The sequence below is a fragment of the Methylosinus trichosporium OB3b genome (assembly GCF_002752655.1).
Taxonomy (GTDB): Bacteria; Pseudomonadota; Alphaproteobacteria; order Rhizobiales; family Beijerinckiaceae; genus Methylosinus; species Methylosinus trichosporium.
This window is the reverse complement of sequence record NZ_CP023737.1, coordinates 4,105,058-4,122,133: the sequence shown is the minus strand read 5'-3', so window position 1 is coordinate 4,122,133 and position 17,076 is coordinate 4,105,058. Positions and strand designations below refer to the sequence as shown.

Annotated in this window: 16 protein-coding genes; 8 read left to right on the top strand and 8 right to left on the bottom strand. The window is 66.0% G+C overall.

What is annotated here, in order from left to right; all coding sequences use genetic code 11:
- Positions 1-94: 94 nt before the first annotated feature.
- Together CQW49_RS19490 and CQW49_RS19485 are read left to right on the top strand one after the other, a co-directional pair.
- Positions 95-778: a response regulator transcription factor gene (locus CQW49_RS19490; protein ID WP_024749477.1), complete on the top strand. Its 684-nt coding sequence runs from the start codon at positions 95-97 to the stop codon at positions 776-778.
- A complete protein-coding gene (locus tag CQW49_RS19485; protein WP_065083604.1) occupies positions 762-2,219 on the top strand; it encodes a sensor histidine kinase in 1,458 nt (485 codons plus the stop codon). Before CQW49_RS19490 ends, CQW49_RS19485 begins: the two co-directional genes overlap by 17 nt.
- Positions 2,220-2,224: 5 nt before the next feature.
- Here the strand turns inward: CQW49_RS19485 and CQW49_RS19480 are convergent, their stop codons facing one another.
- Positions 2,225-2,629 carry a hypothetical protein gene (locus tag CQW49_RS19480; RefSeq protein ID WP_155931233.1) on the bottom strand — a complete coding sequence of 135 codons (405 nt, stop codon included), beginning with the start codon at positions 2,627-2,629 and terminating at the stop codon, positions 2,225-2,227.
- A gap of 352 nt (positions 2,630-2,981) precedes the next feature.
- On the opposite strand from CQW49_RS19480, the gene fixJ reads away from it, so the two are divergent.
- From fixJ to CQW49_RS19460, 4 genes are all read left to right on the top strand, one after another.
- The gene (gene fixJ / locus CQW49_RS19475; protein ID WP_003615020.1) at positions 2,982-3,701 is read left to right on the top strand and encodes a response regulator FixJ; all 720 of its coding nucleotides are present in this window, start codon (positions 2,982-2,984) and stop codon (positions 3,699-3,701) included.
- 166 nt (positions 3,702-3,867) lie between these two features.
- Positions 3,868-5,031, top strand: a complete 1,164-nt coding sequence (locus CQW49_RS19470; protein WP_003615022.1) for a polysaccharide biosynthesis/export family protein — start codon at positions 3,868-3,870, stop codon at positions 5,029-5,031.
- Positions 5,032-5,365: 334 nt separating this feature from the next.
- Positions 5,366-6,094 (top strand): CDP-alcohol phosphatidyltransferase family protein, encoded by a 729-nt coding sequence (locus CQW49_RS19465; RefSeq protein ID WP_244441268.1) that lies wholly within the window; start codon positions 5,366-5,368, stop codon positions 6,092-6,094.
- A gap of 82 nt (positions 6,095-6,176) precedes the next feature.
- Positions 6,177-6,722: a Dps family protein gene (locus CQW49_RS19460; RefSeq protein ID WP_003616032.1), complete on the top strand. Its 546-nt coding sequence runs from the start codon at positions 6,177-6,179 to the stop codon at positions 6,720-6,722.
- A gap of 9 nt (positions 6,723-6,731) precedes the next feature.
- Here the strand turns inward: CQW49_RS19460 and CQW49_RS19455 are convergent, their stop codons facing one another.
- Together CQW49_RS19455 and gshB are read right to left on the bottom strand one after the other, a co-directional pair.
- Positions 6,732-9,572 carry a [protein-PII] uridylyltransferase gene (locus CQW49_RS19455; RefSeq protein ID WP_024749478.1) on the bottom strand — a complete coding sequence of 947 codons (2,841 nt, stop codon included), beginning with the start codon at positions 9,570-9,572 and terminating at the stop codon, positions 6,732-6,734.
- Complete coding sequence (gene gshB, locus CQW49_RS19450) at positions 9,572-10,528, bottom strand: glutathione synthase (RefSeq protein ID WP_003612510.1); 957 nt, start codon at positions 10,526-10,528, stop codon at positions 9,572-9,574. Before gshB ends, CQW49_RS19455 begins: the two co-directional genes overlap by 1 nt.
- A 194-nt stretch (positions 10,529-10,722) precedes the next feature.
- Here gshB and CQW49_RS19445 point away from each other — a divergent pair, with 194 nt between their 5' ends.
- Together CQW49_RS19445 and CQW49_RS19440 are read left to right on the top strand one after the other, a co-directional pair.
- Entirely contained in the window at positions 10,723-12,045 is a 1,323-nt protein-coding gene (locus CQW49_RS19445) for a methyl-accepting chemotaxis protein (protein ID WP_003612512.1), read from the top strand.
- A gap of 421 nt (positions 12,046-12,466) precedes the next feature.
- Positions 12,467-12,676: a cold-shock protein gene (locus CQW49_RS19440; RefSeq protein WP_003612514.1), complete on the top strand. Its 210-nt coding sequence runs from the start codon at positions 12,467-12,469 to the stop codon at positions 12,674-12,676.
- A gap of 468 nt (positions 12,677-13,144) precedes the next feature.
- Here CQW49_RS19440 and CQW49_RS19435 read toward each other — a convergent pair whose 3' ends face one another.
- The 5 genes from CQW49_RS19435 to CQW49_RS19415 form a co-directional block, all read right to left on the bottom strand.
- Positions 13,145-13,402 (bottom strand): hypothetical protein, encoded by a 258-nt coding sequence (locus CQW49_RS19435; RefSeq protein WP_003612516.1) that lies wholly within the window; start codon positions 13,400-13,402, stop codon positions 13,145-13,147.
- 109 nt (positions 13,403-13,511) lie between these two features.
- Positions 13,512-13,766, bottom strand: coding sequence for a hypothetical protein (locus CQW49_RS19430; protein WP_003612518.1), 255 nt, complete (start codon positions 13,764-13,766; stop codon positions 13,512-13,514).
- Between the two features lie 82 nt (positions 13,767-13,848).
- The gene (locus CQW49_RS19425; protein ID WP_003612521.1) at positions 13,849-14,061 is read right to left on the bottom strand and encodes a cold-shock protein; all 213 of its coding nucleotides are present in this window, start codon (positions 14,059-14,061) and stop codon (positions 13,849-13,851) included.
- A gap of 640 nt (positions 14,062-14,701) precedes the next feature.
- Positions 14,702-16,429, bottom strand: a complete 1,728-nt coding sequence (locus CQW49_RS19420) for an OprO/OprP family phosphate-selective porin (RefSeq protein ID WP_003612523.1) — start codon at positions 16,427-16,429, stop codon at positions 14,702-14,704.
- Positions 16,430-16,566: 137 nt separating this feature from the next.
- Positions 16,567-17,076, bottom strand: coding sequence for an NADH-quinone oxidoreductase subunit B family protein (locus CQW49_RS19415; protein WP_003612525.1), 510 nt, complete (start codon positions 17,074-17,076; stop codon positions 16,567-16,569).

The window sequence follows — 17,076 nt, the reverse complement described above, 5'->3', positions numbered from 1 at the left end:
CCGGGAGATTCCGTCTCCTCTCGGCGTCTCTCCGGCAGACCGGCGCGCCCCCGCCGGTCTGCCGTTTTTGCTGAAGGTGCGCTATATGAAGGAAATGCGCATATTGATCGTCGAGGACGATTCGGAAGCCGGCGCCTATCTCGTCAAGGCGTTCCGCGAGCAGGGCCATGTCGCCGACCATGAGGTCGACGGCCTCGCCGGCTATGCGGCTGCCTCCGATGGTCGCTACGACGTGATCGTCGTCGACCGCATGCTGCCGCGGCTCGACGGCCTCTCGCTGATCTCGGGCCTGCGCGAGCAGAAGATCGAGACGCCGGCGCTGATCCTCTCGGCGCTCGGCCAGGTGGACGACCGCGTGAAGGGCCTGCGCGCCGGCGGCGACGATTATGTCGCCAAGCCCTACGCCTTCTCCGAGCTGCTCGCCCGCGTCGAGGCGCTGGCGCGCCGGCGCGGCGGCGCGAAGCAGGAGGAGACCGTCTATCGCGTCGGCGATCTCGAGCTCGATCGCCTCGCCCATAAGGTCACCTCCGCAGGACAGGAGATCGTGCTGCAGCCGCGCGAGTTCCGCCTGCTCGAATATCTGATGAAACATGCGGGGCAGGTGGTGACGCGCACCATGCTGCTCGAGAATGTCTGGGATTATCATTTCGACCCCCAGACCAATGTGATCGACGTCCACATCTCCAGGCTGCGCGCCAAGATCGACAAGAGCCGCGAGACGCCGCTCCTGCACACGATCCGCGGCGCGGGATATATGATCCGTGAAGGCGCTCGCTAGACTCTTCCGAACGACGGCCTTTCGGCTGTCGCTCGCCTATCTCGTGCTGTTCGCCTTCGGCGCGGCGCTGGTGCTGACGCGCGTGAAAATCCATGTCGAGGATCTGTTCGACGAGCAGACCGCGCAAACGATCGACGCGGATATTCGCGGCCTCGCCGAGCAATATGCGGAAGGCGGCATCCGCCAGTTGGTCGATGTGGTCGAGCGGCGCGTGCGCTCGCCCGGCGCCTCGCTCTATCTGGTGACGACCTTCGCCGGCGAGCACGTCGTCGGCAATATCGCCGCCATGCCGCGCGATCTGCCCGCGGGCTCCGAGCTCGTCGAGTCGGTGTATCAGCGCCGCGGCGAGACGACGCCGCATCATCGCGCGCTCATGCGGCTGTTCGTGCTGCCGGACGGATTCCGCCTGCTCGTCGGCTATGATCTGCACGATCGCAAGATGTTGCACGCGATTCTCGGCAAGGCGCTCGTCACCTCCTTGTTCTGGCTTGTCGCCATCGGCACGCTCGGCGGCATTTTCGTCGCGCGGCGCATCTTGGCGCGGCTCGACAAGATGTCCGCCTCGGCGCAGCGCATCATGGGCGGCGATTTGAAGCAACGCCTGCCGCTGATGGGCGCCGACGACGAGCTCGACCGCCTCGCCGGCAATCTCAACGCCATGCTGGAGCGTATCGACGAATTGATGACCGGCCTGCGCGAGGTCTCCGACAATATCGCGCACGACCTGAAGACGCCGCTGACCAGGCTGCGCAACCGCGCCGACGAGGCGCTGCGCGCCCATCTGACCGAGGACCAATATCGCGAGGCGCTCGCCGGGCTCATAGAGGAGTCGGACGGCTTGATCCGCATCTTCGACGCGCTGCTGATGATCGCGCGCGCCGAGGCCGGCTATTGCAGCGACTTCTGCAGCGAGTTCGACGCGAGCCGGGTGACGGCCGACATCGTCGAGATGTACGAGCCGGTCGCCGAGGAGCGCGGCGCGCATTTGGCGCTGCACGCGGAGCCCGGATTGACGCTGCTCGGCAATCGCGAGCTGCTCGGCCAGGCGCTGGTCAATCTCGTCGACAATGCGCTGAAATATGGCGCGCCGTCGCCGGGCGCGGTGATCGCCGTGGAGGCGCGGCGCGTCGGCGATCGCGTCGAGATCGCCGTGGCCGATCGCGGGCCGGGCATCGCCGAGAAGGATCGCGATCGAGTGACCAGCCGTTTCGTGCGGCTCGAGAATTCGCGTTCGCGGCCCGGCTCCGGCCTCGGCCTGTCGCTTGCGGCCGCCGTCGCGCGCCTACATGGCGGCGCCCTGCGTATCGACGACAATCGGCCAGGGCTGCGCGTCGCTCTCGATCTGCCGGCGCGATCGGCGCCGATGCGCCAAGGCGGCGCGGCTTCTGTTCCTCAGACCAATCTCGGCGCTGGTCTCGCGGCGCGCGAAGCGGCGAGATAATCGCGTCAGCGACGGACGCGGGCGCGCAGAATGGCGCGCAGCGCACGCCCATGCGGCAGAGCGCGCGCTCGCAGATCGTCGACGCGCTCGAAATCATCTTCACAGACAGCGCTCTGCGCGCCCTTGAACAGCAGCAGGCTGGTCGGCGTGACGATAATGTCGCCCGGCCGCAATGTCGGATCGTCGAGACGCAAAGTCTGCGCGCTCGACGCGTTTCGCCGCGCCTCCACCGCGTCGCGAAAGGCGGCGGCGGCCCGCGCCGCGAAGGCGTCATGATCCTGGCGCGCAGCATCGACGCGGCGCAACCATTCGTCGCGTTCGTCCTGCCGATGCTGCGCGAATGCGCCGCTTGTCGCGCCGGCGAGCATGACCACAGCGAGCATCGACGGGGCATGCCGACGAATAAACATTGAACACTTCATCACCGGCTTTCGCGTATCGCTTGCGGGCTACGTGTATTCCCCAGTTTGTCAATCGTCGCCGCGCTCAGAATAATGCCTATAGCGCGGGTTTCGCCGCGAGCGCTACGACATGGTGCGCTGCCGGCGCGCATGTTCTTCCGTGTTGTCGAATAATTGGGGCATGTTGCGATGATCATCTCGACACGAAGCCATGCGCGCGCAAATCGCGCGGCCGCGCCGCCGTCGCGCCCTCCCCCGCCGCGCGCCGCGGCTCGACATGTGACGCCGCCACGCCAGCGGCGCGAGCTGATCGCCGGCGCGCATCGCGCCTCGTCATTCTGCTGAAGAGATCAAAAGCTCCATGGCTCACATATCGCAGCAAGCGAGCGCGCTCGCCGATGTCGCCGCCGCTCGCCCGACATTCGCTCCCGCGCCCGGAACGACCAATGAGCACGCCACCGTCCACATCATCGACGACGACGACGCCGTCAGGGACTCGCTGGCGCTGCTGCTGTCCACCGAAGGTCTGCGCGTCGAGGCGCATGAGAGCGCCAGCGTCTTTCTCACCCATGTCCAGCCCGGCTCGCCCGGTTGCGTCGTCACCGACGCGCGCATGCCGGAGATGACCGGCATCGAGCTGCTCGAGGAGATGAAGACTCGGCAATTGTCGCTGCCGGTCGTCGTCATCACCGCTTACGCCGACGTCGATCTGGCGGTGCAGGCGATGAAGCAGGGCGCATTCGACTTTCTCGAGAAGCCCTTCGACAATGAGGCGCTGATCGCCTGCGTGCGGCTCGCGCTCGCCTTCGAGCGCGAGGAGCAGTTCCGCGCCGCCGAGACACAGACCATCCAGGCGCGCATGCAGACGCTGACGGCGCGCGAGAGCGAGGTGCTGGCGCGCCTGCTCGACGGCATGCCGAACAAGAGCATCGGCCGCGAGCTCGGCATCAGCGTGCGCACGGTCGAGGTGCATCGCGCCAATGTGATGTTGAAGATGAACGCCGGCAGCCTCTCCGAGCTGGTGCGCATGTCGCTCGCCGCCTCCGCGGCAGCCGCGGAGCAGCCGCGCGGCAAGGGCTGACGTCCATGTGTCGGCTCTGCCTGTAGCATGGCGGTCAAATTTGCGGCATAACTCCTCGGCGCGACGCTGCCGGCTCGGCCCGTGGGGGCCCTTCCGACCTCGTCGCTCGCACGGCCGCGGCCCGCTCTCCGTGGGAGCCGCGTCGCCGCGCTATGTCGAGGCGCCAGTGGACTCGAAGCTTTTTCTGCGGTTTGCGGCTTTGTCGGGGGTAGCGTTGCTGGCGGGCTGCTCTTTTCTTCCGGGCAGTGGGCCGTCGGGTGATTCGATAGTCGAGGCGACGGCTTCGGCCACGCCGGCCTTCGTCGGGGTCGAGATCGACGATTTTTCGCTCGAGGTGTTGGCGCGGCGGCGGGAACCGTCGCTGCGCGGGTCTTTCGGAGATTATCGCGCGTTGGCCTCGCAGCCGATCGGCGTCGGCGACGCGTTGCAGATCACGGTCTGGGAGGCGACGGCCGGCGGTCTGTTCTCCTCCGGCGGCGGCGACCACACGAGCCCCGGCTCGCGCTCGGCGACAATCCCCGAGCAGACGGTCGCGCGGGACGGCTCGGTCACCGTGCCCTACGCCGGGCGCATCCAGGTCGCCGGCCGCAGCCAGCAAGAGGTCGAGGCGCTCATCGTCGAGCGGCTGCGCGGCAAGGCGATCGAGCCGCAGGCGCTGGTGACGGTGACGCACAATGTGTCGAACATGGTGACGGTGACCGGCGAGGTGTCGCAGGGCGCGCGCGTGCCGCTGACGCTGCGCGGCGACCGGGTGATGGATGTGATCGCCTCGGCCGGCGGGTTCAAGACGCCTGTGCATGAGACCTTCGTCAGCCTGACGCGTGGCGACCGCACCGCACGCGTGCCGCTCGGCGCTCTCTTGGCGACCCCGCGCGAAGATATTTATGTACGACCTGGCGACATGGTGACGGTGGAGCACACGCCGCAGACCTTCACCGTGGCGGGGGCGTTGGGGTCGAACTCGGTGCTGGAGTTCGGCGCGCGCAGCCTGACGCTGGAGGAGGCGATCGGCAAGGCCGGCGGGATCGAGGATCAGCAGGCCGATCCGTCGGGCCTTTTCGTGCTGCGCTACGAGCCGAGCGGGATCGTGTCGCAATATCCGGCGACGCCGCCCGAGCTGGCGGCGCGGGCGCAAGTTCCTGTGGTCTATCATCTGGACATGCGGGACCCGAAGGCGCTGTTCGCGGCGCGCCGCTTCGCGATGCGTGACAAGGACATTCTGTTCGTTTCGAACGCCGGTCTGACGGAGGCGGGCAAGGTGCTGAAATTGGTGTCGATGCTGACGCAGCCGGCGGTCCAGGGGATTCGCACGGAGTCGCGGATCAAATAAGGCCGAAAACCGCCGCAGGGGCGCCGATAATCGGTTGACGGGGCGGAGCGTCGCAGGCAAGCTGAAGCTGGCCGAATGCTGCGGCGCCACAGACGGACATGCGATTCGAGGGACTCGCAGGACCGAGGCGCGACGGCGTTCGGATCGGCTGCGGTGTGTAGAAGTTCGGGTTCGGTTCATCCGAGTTCGGCGCCGTATGAGGCGCATGGAACGCCTGGCGTCGGAAATGGGGCGAAGCCGCGTCGCGAGGCGCCGAGCGCTTCACAATTGTCGAGGGGGCTTCTTGGCGGATCGATTGAACACGAGCGTGCTGGCGACTTGCGAGCGACGGCTCTTGGGCGCAATCGTTCAGCGCCTTCCGACCTGGGTGCTGCCGGACCAGCTGACGGCGGTCGGGCTGCTGGGAGCGGCGGCGACGGGGGCGGGGTTTCTGCTGTGCCATTGGTCGGCGTGGTTCCTGGCGCTGGTGGTGGCGGGGCTGGCGACGAACTGGTTCGGCGATTCGCTGGACGGGTCGCTGGCGCGGCACCGGTCGATCGAGCGGCCTCGCTACGGCTTCCTTCTGGATCATTCGAGCGATCTGATCGCGATGAGCCTGATCGTGGTGGGGCTCGGGGCGTCGCCTTTTTTCACCATGCCGTCGGCGCTGTTCGTGCTGTCGCTCTATCTGCTGATGAGCTCCTACACCTATCTCCGCGTGGCGACGGAGGGGGTGCATCGCCTGTCCTACGGCGGAATGGGAGCGACGGAGTTCCGGATTCTGGTGGCGGTGTGGGCGCTGATCGCGCATTGGGCCGGCCCCGGCCTGATCGAGGCGCGGATCCTGCGGTTCGCCTGGATCGACGTGTCGGTGGGCGGCCTGTCGGCCGTCGCCTTCACTTTGTTCGTGCTGATGGTTCGCCGCGATCTCGCGAAGATGGAGGCGGAGGAGGACGTCGGCGCGAGCGCGACGGTCCATCGCCTGCCGGCGCCGCGCCGGCGCGAAACGGCCGAGCCCCAGACCCTGCCGCCGCCGCCCGCCGCCGAGCCGGCCCCGCAGCTCCAGGGCGCGTCGCTGCGATAGGCAAAAAAACTCCCCTGCTCGCAATGGGAAGGCGCGGCGAGCGGCATATTTGGTCCGGATGATCCCATCCGGAGACCATCCCATGGCAGCTCATAGAGAAGCTCACACCGGCAATCGTGACGTTCGCGCCCGTCAGAAGGCCGCGCTCGACACGCCCACCGCCCTCTCCGCCGACGCGACGCGCGACGTGTCCGGCGCGCTCAACGCCGTGCTGGCCGATATTTTCGCGCTCTATCTCAAGACCAAGAATTTCCACTGGCACATGTCCGGGCCGCATTTCCGCGACTATCATCTGCTGCTCGACGAGCAGGGACAGCAGATTTTCGCCATGACCGACGACGTCGCCGAGCGCGTGCGCAAGGTCGGCGGCGCGACGCTGCGCTCGATCGGCCACATCGCCAGATTGCAGCGCATTCCGGACAATGACGCGGATTATGTCGATCCGCAGGACATGCTCGCCGAATTGCGCGACGATAATGGCGCTCTGGCGCTGCGCATGCGCGAAGCCCATTCGATCTGCGACGAGCAGGGCGACATAGCGAGCGCCTCGCTGTTGGAGACCTGGATCGACGAGACTGAGCGGCGCATCTGGTTCCTGTTCGAGGCCGGCCGCCGCGGCAACGCCTGATCGAAAGCTCTACGGCTGAGCCGGCGTCCCGCCGGCCTCGCGCGCCCGCGCGCGCTTCTCCCGCGCCGGAGCGAAGACCTCGAGCAATTGCCGCTTGATCGTCGCCTGGCGCGAGGCGGAGAGGATCTTTCCGCCCGTGAGATCGGTGACATAGAAAGAATCGACAGCCCGCTCGCCGAAGGTGACGATATGGGCCGAGCCGATGTTGAGGTTGAGGTTGGAGATGGCGTTGGTCAGATCGAACAGCAGGCCGACGCGGTCGAGGCCCGACACCTCGATGACGGTCGCGACATTGGAGAAGCTGTTGTCGATGACGATGTCGGGCGCGATGTCGAAGGCGAGGGAGCGGTCCTTGGCGCTGCGCGCGGCCACGGCCTCGGAGATGGCGATCTCGCCGCGCAGCGCCTTCTCGATGTAATCGGCGACGCGGCGCGCGCGGCGCGTCTCGTCCTCGTCGAGCGGGAAGGCGCGCGAGAAGAAGATGGTGTCGAGCGCGAGCCCGTCGGCCGTGGTGAAGATATGGGCGTCGACGATATTGGCGCCGCTCGCGGCGCAGGCGCCGGCGATGATCGACAGCAGCCGTCGATGGTCCTGCGCGACGACGGTCAGCTCCACCGCGCCGCTCTTGGTGTCGAGATCGACTGTGGTGGCGAGCGGCGCCTGCGCATTGTTCAGCTCGCGCAACAGGCGCGCATGGCGGACCTTGCGCGGCAGATCGGCCTTCAGCCAATAGGCCGAATAATGCCGCTGCGCATAAGCGTCGAACTCGGCGGCGCCCCACTCGCCGAGCGCGGCGCGCAGCTCCTCCTTGGCGAAAGCGACGCGGCTCTTGCGATCGGCCGCCGAATGGCCGCCGCCGAGCACCACCTCGGTCTCCCAATAGAGAACATTGAGCAGCTGCGCCTTCCAGGCGTCGAGCACGCCGGGCCCGACCGCATAGATGTCGCACATGGTGAGGACGAGCAGCATCTTGAGCCGCTCCATCGTCTGCACCGATGCGGCGAAATTCTCGATCGTGCGCCGGTCGGAGAGATCGCGGCTCTGCGCGATGCTGGACATCAGCAGATGATGCTGCACCAGCCAGGCGACCGTGTCGGTCTCGGCCGGGGTGAAGCCGAGGCGCGGACACAGCGAATGAGCGATGCGCGCGCCGGCGTGCGAATGATCTTCCTTGCGGCCCTTGGCGATATCGTGCAGCAGCAGGCCGAGATAGAGCGCCTTGCGATTGGCGATGGTCGGGAGAATATCGGCGGCGAGCGCCGCTTGCGCGGGGCCGCGGCCGGACTCCAGCGCGGCCAGCGCGCCGACCGCGCGCAAGAGATGCTCGTCGACCGTATAGTGATGATACATGTTGAACTGCATCATCGCGACGATGCGGCCGAATTCGGGAATGAAGCGGCCGAGCACGCCGGTCTCGTTCATTCGCCTCAGCACGATCTCGGTCATATTATGCGAGGTGAGAATGTCGAGGAAGAGACGGTTCGCCTCCTTGTCGGCGCGCAGATTCGCGTCGATGCGGCGCAGGGCGCGCGTCACGGCGCGCACCGCGTCCGGATGGATGGCGAGCGCGTGACGATCGGCGATCGAGAACAGCCGCAGAATATTGACCGGATCGCGCTCGAACACCTGCTCGTCGGCGACGCGGACGCGGTCGTGATCGACCGAAAAATCGCCGGCCGGCAGCTTTTGCGCGCGGCGCTTCAGCCGTCCGAGCACGCGGTCGAGCATGGCGCGAGGCTTGGCCTCACGCTCCTCGAGCGCCGCGCAGACAATGGCGGTGAGATCGCCCACATCTTTGGCGACGAGGAAATAATGCTTCATGAAGCGCTCGGTGCGCGAGAGACCGGCGCGATCATGATAGCCGAAGCGCGCCGCCAGCGTCGGCTGCATGTCGAAGGACAGACGCTCCTCGGCCCGGCCGGTGAGAAAATGCAGCATGCAGCGCACGCGCCACAGGAACTCCTCGCAGCGCTGGAACAGGGCCAGCTCCGCGCTGCTGAACAGTCCCGCGGCGACGAGTTCCTCGGGCTCGCGCACGCGATAGACATATTTGGCGATCCAGAACAGTGTGTGCAGATCGCGTAGGCCGCCCTTGCCCTCCTTGACGTTCGGCTCGACGAGATAGCGCGAGGAGCCGGCGCGCGAGACGCGCTGGTCGCGCTCGGCGAGCTTGGCGGCGACGAAGGCGCGCGTGTCGCCGCGCATGATCTCGCGCTCGAAGCTCGTCGTCAGCTCGCGATAGAGCTCGGCGCTGCCGAGGATGAAACGCGCCTCGAGAATCGTCGTGCGGATGGTCACGTCGGCGCGCGCCTGACGCAGGCATTCGGCGACCGAGCGGCTCGAATGCCCGACCTTCTGCCGCAGATCCCACAAGATATAGAGGATCGCCTCGACGACGCTCTCCCCCCAGGGCGTCTGCTTATAGGGCAGCAGGAACAGGAGATCGATGTCGGAGCCGGGCGCGAGCGTGCCGCGCCCATATCCGCCGACCGCGACGATGGTGAGCCTCTCGGCAAAGGTCGGATTATCGGCGACATAGACGAAGCGCACGACATAATCATAGATCGCGCCGATGATCTCATCCTCGAGATCGGAAAGGTAGCGAGCGCAGGCCATGCCCTTGCCGCCGGCGTCGAGATAGGCGCGCGCGGCCGCATGGCCGTCGGCGAGCGCGGCGCGCAGCCGCTCGACCACCGCGGCGCGCGGCGGCGCGCCGGGCTTGGCCTCGGCGCAGAGGGCGTCGATCGCCCCGCCGAGAGAGGCGCGGAGCCCGGCGGCGGCAGGGGGCCGCGGATGCGACGGCGGCGAGGCCTGGTGGCGCTGCTCGTCCAGCGCTCGCGTCACGTGCATCAGCCGGACTTGCGCAGGAAGGCGAGCTTCGCCTCGATCGCATCGAAGATCGGAGCGGCGAGATCGGGGCCGCCGACCCGCGCGAGCGCGCGCAGGCCAGTCGGCGAGGTGACGTTGATCTCGGTCAGATGGCCGTCGATCACGTCTATGCCGACGAAAAGGAGGCCGCGCGCCTTCAGCTGCGGTCCGAGCCGCGCGCAAATCTCGCGTTCGCGCTCGGTGAGCGCCGTCGCCGCCGCTGCGCCGCCGCGCACCATATTGGAGCGAATGTCGTTCTCGGCAGGGATGCGGTTGATCGCGCCCAGGGGCTCGCCGTCGACGAGCAATATGCGCTTGTCGCCGAGGACGACCGCGGGCAGGAAGCGCTGCGACACCCAGGGCTCGCGAAACATCGTATGGAACAGATCGAACAGCGAGCCGAAATTAGGATCGCTCACCGCCACTTTGAACACGCTGGCGCCGCCATGACCATAGAGCGGCTTCATGACGATCTCGCCCTGCTCGGCGCGAAAGGCCTCGATCGCCTGTCTGTCGCGCGAGATCAGCGTCGGCGGCATCAGCTCGGCGAACTCCATCACGAACAGCTTCTCCGGCGCGTTGCGCACGGCGGCCGGGTCGTTGACGACGAGGACCCGCGACTGGATTTGCTCGAGCAGATGCGTCGACGTGATATAGGCGAGATCGAAGGGCGGGTCCTGGCGCAGCAGCACCACATCCACGCCGGCGAGGTCGAGGACGCGCCGCTCGCCGAATTCATAATAGCGGGCGGGATCGTCGAAGACGGTGAGCGCGCGCGCCGGCGCCGTGAGCCGGCCGGCAACCAGCGATAGCGCGTCGGGCGTGTAATGCCAGAGCGCATGGCCGCGCCTCTGCGCCTCCAGCATCAGCGCGAAGGTCGAATCGCCGGCGAAATTGATGCGCTCGAGGGGGTCCATCTGGACCGCTATGTCGATCATGTCTCAACGCCTCATCGTCGGCGGCGCGGAGCCGACCGACAGGAAGGACAGCAGTTAACGCGTTTCGCGACCGGGCGAAAGCGCCGCCTCGTCCGCGCCCGGCCGGCGTAGCCGGCGTTAACTCGGCTTGAAGGAAGATCCGCCTAGCGTGTTCTCGAATCGGAACGCGGGAACAAACAGGATACGTGTCCCCAATGCGGTATTCATCGATCGGCGCCGGCCTCGTTTTTCGGCAGTTCCTCTTCCTGGCCCTGCTGGTGCTCATGGGAGCCACCGGCTTCGTGTCGGTGGTTCGCGTGCGCGATCTGGCGGACGCCGCCGCCGATCCGGCCAACGCCGCCCAGGTGGGCGTGCTGGTCGCGACCGCGAGCCGGGCGGCCGATTCGCTCGCGATCGAGCTCGCCATCGGCACGCTGGCCTCGGCGTTTCTGGTGGTCGGCGTGTCGATCCCGACCATACATCGCACGGTTTCGGCGCCGATCAAGACGATCGCCCGGCAAATGGCCGATCTCGCCGCCGGCGACACCACGATCGATGTGAAGGGCGCCGACCGCGCCGACGAGATCGGCTCCATCGCCAAGGCTCTGATCGTGCTGCGCGACGCCGTCCGCGCCAATAATGAGATGGCCGCCGAGATCAAGGCGCGCGACGACCGCGAGAATAGGCTGCGGCGCGAGGCGGCGATCCGCGATCAGGTCGAGCATTATTCGCACGAGCTGTCGGCGACGACCGCCAAGCTGGGCGACATGACGAAGAAGATGGCCGCCACATCGGAGGATATGATCGTGCAGGAGCGCCGCGCCCGCGAGGACACCGATTTCGCCCGCACCGCCTCGCTGCAGGCGGCCGCCGACGTCTCCTCGGTCGCCACCGCCTCCGAGCAGCTGCTGGAGGCGATCGGCGAGATCAGCCGGCAAGCGGTCGAATCGACCGCGGTGGTGCGGCAGGCGGTGCAGGAGACCAATGGCTCGAGCTCCGAGATGCTGCGCCTCTCCGCCGCCGCCAATCGCGTCGGCGACGTCGTGAACCTCATCTCGCGCATCGCCGCGCAGACCAATCTGCTCGCCCTCAACGCCACCATCGAGGCGGCCCGCGCGGGCGAGGCGGGCCGCGGCTTCGCCGTGGTCGCGCAGGAGGTCAAGAGCCTCGCCACCCAGACCGGCAAAGCGACGCAGGAGATCGCCGACCAGATCGCCGAGATCCAGGCGGCGACCAATCAGTCGGTGACGTCGATCGACAAGATCAAGACCAAGATCGCCGAGGTCGAGCATATTTCGGCGATCATCACCTCCGCCGTTCACGAGCAGGACGCCGCCACCAAGGAGATCGCCCGCGGCGTGCGCTCGGCCGCCGACAGCGCCGCGACCATGTCGCAGCATGTGACGCAGGTGGCGAGCGCCATGTCGCAGACCGGCGTCGGCGCCGAGGCGATCGTGACGCTGGCGCGCGAGATCGACCAGATGGCCCGCCGCACGCAGGCGCATACCGACGAGCTGGCTCGAAGCCTCGCGAGCTGAGTAAAGGCGTCCCGACACTCCTCCCCCCGCAAGCCAGCGGAGGATCGCCGCACCAGCGTCGCGGCGACGTGCGCGAGGTTCTGGCCATCCTCATCGGCCCCGCGCCAGAGCATCGCCGAAAGCTGTTATCGCATGCGCGTGCTCGGCGGCTCCGGAGCAATAGAGACCCGCCGCATCCGCCTCTCGTCGCGCGAACGCGAGCGCGCGTCGCGCGGGCTGCTCGGCTGCAGCGGCGCACGAGAGACTCCATCCCAGCCTTGCAATGAACACAATGCATGCATAGGGTGTTCATTGACATTGGATGGCTGAGTTCTCTCGCATACACCTCGGTGGATCTGACGACTTCCCTTCAATTTCGACTCGCAAACGTGCTCCATCTGGTGCGCGCGCGAAACCAAGGCACGATTGAAAGGAAATCGTCATGAATATCGGAACGGTGAAATGGTTCAACGCCACCAAGGGCTTCGGCTTCATTCAGCCCGACAATGGCGGCGCCGATGTGTTCGTGCATATCTCCGCGGTCGAGCGCGCGGGGATGCAGACCCTCGCCGAAGGGCAGAAGATCCAGTTCGATCTCGTTCGCGACAACAAGTCGGGCAAGAGCTCGGCCGGAAATCTCCAGATCGCGTAAGTGGTCGCCTCGTCTCATTGACCACGGATGTACTGGCAATGAGTCCTAGGTTCTCGCTGACAAAATAGCGAAAGGCTCCGCGCCCCAGAGGTGACGGAGCCTTCATGATTCAATGCCCCGTGAAAAAGCTCTCTCGATTTCGAGCACGCGGCGGCAGCGCCCGCTCCTCAGCCGCGTCGATCAGTCCGCCCTGCGATTTTCAGTATACGGTCGACCACAGCCCCGCGGCGCGAAAAAGAACGCCAGCAGCAAGCAGGCGAGACGCTCGCGGCCTTCAAACGAATGGGGCCGGTGGAGAGAATGGGACTGCCCCGATAATGCCTGATGAGACACATGCGTCGAGTGATCGCTTGCGGCGCAGGCAACCCGCCGCTCGTCGAGATATGCCGCCATTTCTTGCTCGGGAATGATCAGTCGAGGCCGAGGACCTCGCTTGTTTGCGTCTCGGAACCGCTGAAGCCGTCGAATTCATTTCGAGGAATTGGCGCGTCGCAAAAGCGGATAATCGGCATTCTCATATAGATCGCGGATTTCGGCGCCGACGTAGACGGTGTCTCCGACCTCGAGAGAGCAACTGCGCAGCCCATCGGAGGAGACGGATTCCATTGCGAAGCGGATAGCGTCCGCTGCCCGGGCGAATTTTTTGTATCCGAGGCTGTTCGGCCGAAATTTCTGGCCTTTGTAGGAGAACAATCCCGCTTCCATGCCGTAATCGAATGCGCTCATTCGTCCCATCCCCCTCTGTTCGACGCGGCTGCGATGCCGACACGCTCGCTTTCGTCGTTCTTCGGCGGTGGCAAGAAACGCTCCCGCTATGAACAAGAATGCTACACGCTCAGCCGCCTCGCTCCAGAGACGACTCCGTCACCACGCGTTCGAGACCGTCCCGTGTTCCCTTGATTCGATATTGCAGTCCCGCGCCGCCGTCCGGCAATTGGCGCGTCACCTGAAACGACACCCTTTCCGATCGTGCTCCGATGCAGTGGAGAACATGCGCCCCGACGTCGAACTTGTGCGTCGCCGACGGCCTGACGGCAGCCTTGACGCGATGACGTAGATTGCGGGCCAACTCGCTGACATTCGCGCTCATATCCTGCCCTTTCGGCTCGACGGGGAAATCGGATTTTTAAAGGGCCTAGGGATTGGCATCCGGTCGTGAGATCGAAGCCGCGTCAAGATGCGACCTCGATACGATCGGCAGAAGACTTCCCGCTGCGCGAATCGACGACGATCTCGTAAGAAATCTTCTGCCCCTCCGCGAGACCGCGTAGGCCGGCGCGTTCCACAGCCGTGATATGGACGAAGACGTCGGCTCCGCCGGCTGCCGGCTGTATGAACCCGAAACCCTTGTGAGCATTGAACCATTTTACGACGCCGGTGTTCATGGCTGTCCTTTCCGCGAAGGAACGATAGGGCGTTCGCGCAGCGCGGCGCCTTGTCGACTCAGTTTGGAGGAGGCGATGGGCTTCGCGCGCCCGGAGGTCGGCGCAACGGCAAGGTCATCCGACCGAAACCCGATCAATATCATATGGCGCGTCGTGAGCGCAGTTCAAGTGGCGTTCGGCCGCGGTTCCTTAGAAAACAATTCAGCATGGAGACGAATTCGCCGACGGCGTCGTCAGAATTAAGAAGCGCCGCGGCTTCCGCTGACCAAATGACGCCGACCCTGTCTCTCTATACAGCGAGCGCGTCTCGCGCGAAACGCTGGCCGGACACATCGGAGACGCTCGTGATGGTCGATGTCGAAAGCAGCGCCGCCTGCGTCTGCGCAACATCGATGGCGTCTGATGTCCGAGCTCCCGGCGCGGCTGCATCGCCTGCAGCTGCTGCGATATTGTTCTTGCGCAGGCGACAACCGCCGTATCGGGCAAGACGTTCTATGAGCAGTGGCGCTGTCGAGGAGAGCCGTTCGGTCGGCGAGCCGCGCCCCCGCGCGCGGCGGAGACGCGGCTGGGCGGGCGCAGCCGTCCACACGGGGAAGCGCTCGACTGGACGGCGCCAGACCGAGGCTTCCCTTCCGATGCATCACCACGCGATTTGAGTGCGCACCAGGAATGTGCTCGGATGCGCGCCGGCGAGATAAGGGCGGTTCCACGGCGCCACGAGCCTGGTGACGCGCGTCCAATTCGCCATGATGCGCACGCCATCGTCCGGATACCAGTTGAGGCCCACCGTGACATCCTCCTCACGACCGCCATTGACGCTCGAATTGGCGATGGCGGCCCGCGCCGCGGGGTTCGGCGCGAGCGCGATCAGATTGGCGAATGTGCTTCCCTGATAAGGCCCATTATTGAGATCGAGCGCGCTGTAGCGCGCGCCGAGCGCCCATGCGCCCCACCCGCCCGCGCTGAGCGGATGCTTGATCTGGATGGGTCCGAACGTCGCTGGTCCCGCGATATTCGAGACCGAATAAGTGGCGGCGCGCGACTCTCCGGTCAGGTACCACATGCCATAGACATAATAGCCGTTGAAATCGAGCGAGGTTCCGCCGGGCGCATAATTGCCTGCGGCTCGCGCCATCGCCAGCCGATCGGCGCGGCGATCATAATGGGCGCCGAGATATTCAGCCTGCACCGACAGCGGGCCATAGGCCGCCATGAATTCTGCGCCATATCCGATGACGTCGCGCACGCAATTGCCGGAAACCGCAGGGAGACCGCCGAAGGAGACGCCGCCGCAAGAAAGATCGGGCGTGCCGAGCAGATTGGTGCGAAGCGTGTTGCTCTCCATGAAGGTGTTGGAGCCGAGCGCCATCACGCGGTCGTCGCTCGATGCGGTGGCGCCATTCGGCTGATGATAGCGTCCGGACGCGCCGAGATGGATCATGCGATCGGCTTCGAGGATCGGCGCATAAGTGGCGCGCGCCGAAATGTCGAAATATTGCGAGCCGCCCGTCGCGACCCATCCTGCGGACGGCGAGACCCAAGAGGGAACCGGCGTCGTCGCGGAAGGCGACAGCGATTTGTCTTCCGGGCTCGTCGAGAACACGCCCGCCTTGAACGTCCAATTCCTGCCATGCGCGAGCGCCGACGCGCCGATATGTCGCGCCGCGCCGAATGCATCCGTCGCGAGGGAGCGTTCCAGAAAATCGATGGTCGTCTTCGCGGTGGCGCGCTCGAGCCCCATCGGCTCCCATTGATTGCCGACCTCGATCGCGACCGGCTCGGTCGTGAAGGGCAGAGTGAGCGCCGGATGCTTCAACACGAGATAGGCGTCACGGATGCCGGCGGCGCCTCCGACCGACGACGTCTGCGCGAACTCATAGGCGAATTTATATTCCCAGATGTGCGCCGCACGGCCCTCGATCTGCAACCAGGCCTGATTGAAGCCGACATTTCCCGAAAGTCCGGTCAACGGCATGGAGGAGCCGCCGCCGTCGATCAACAGACGTCCACCGATCTTGAAACTATAGGCCTTGTCCTCGCTCTCGACGAAGAGCCCGTTACGAAAGCCGATGAAGACCGGTGGAAGCGACGCCGAATGAGGAGCGCGGCCGACGCCCGCTCGAGCCGTCTCGGACGACGGCTTATCCGACTCCTCCTGCCTGCGCCCGCGACGACGCCGAGTCGTCGTCTCCAGCCCTTTGACGCGATCACGCAATGCGCGATTGTCGGCCTCCAGCCGGTTCAAGCGCTCGATCAATCGGCGAACATCCTCGCTTCCACTGTCTCGCGCATGGGCGGGCGCCGGATTTACGGCGGCCGCGCAACCGAGCGCCATGGCAATCAGACTCGCTTGTCCCAGCTTGCTCATCCTACTCTCCTCTTCTCGACGACGAACAAGGCGGCGCGATGCATTCGCTCGAGCGTCTTGGCTCTCGAGCGTCGTCGAAATCGGCGCGTGGACGGATCGCCCACGCAATAGTCATTGGACGATTCGTCGCCGAAGCGTCAGGCCTCGACGAGGGCGATCAGCCCTTCGAGCAGTGCGACGGGCTCCGGCGGGCAACCACGAATATGCAGATCCACGGGGATCACCTTGTCGACGCCGCCTTCACAGGCGTAGCTCTCCGCATAGAGTCCGCCGCTGCACGCGCAATCTCCGACAGCGACAACCCATTTCGGGTCCGGCGTCGCGGCATAGGTGCGCTCGACCGCCTCACGCATGTTCTTCGTCATCGGCCCGGTGACGAGCAGCACATCCGCGTGTCGCGGCGACGCGACGAAGCGCAGGCCGAACCGCTCGAGATCGTAGAAAGCATTGTTCAACGCATGGATCTCGAGCTCGCACGCGTTGCACGATCCCGCATCCACCTCGCGGATCGACAGGCTGCGGCCGAGCTTGCGACGCGACGCGGACTCGAGCCTCGACGCGAGCTCGGCCATCGCATCGTCGGCAGGCGGAGGAGCGCGTTCGGTCAGGCTGGACAGCGCGAGTCCCTGGAGCAGAAACTTCAGCAT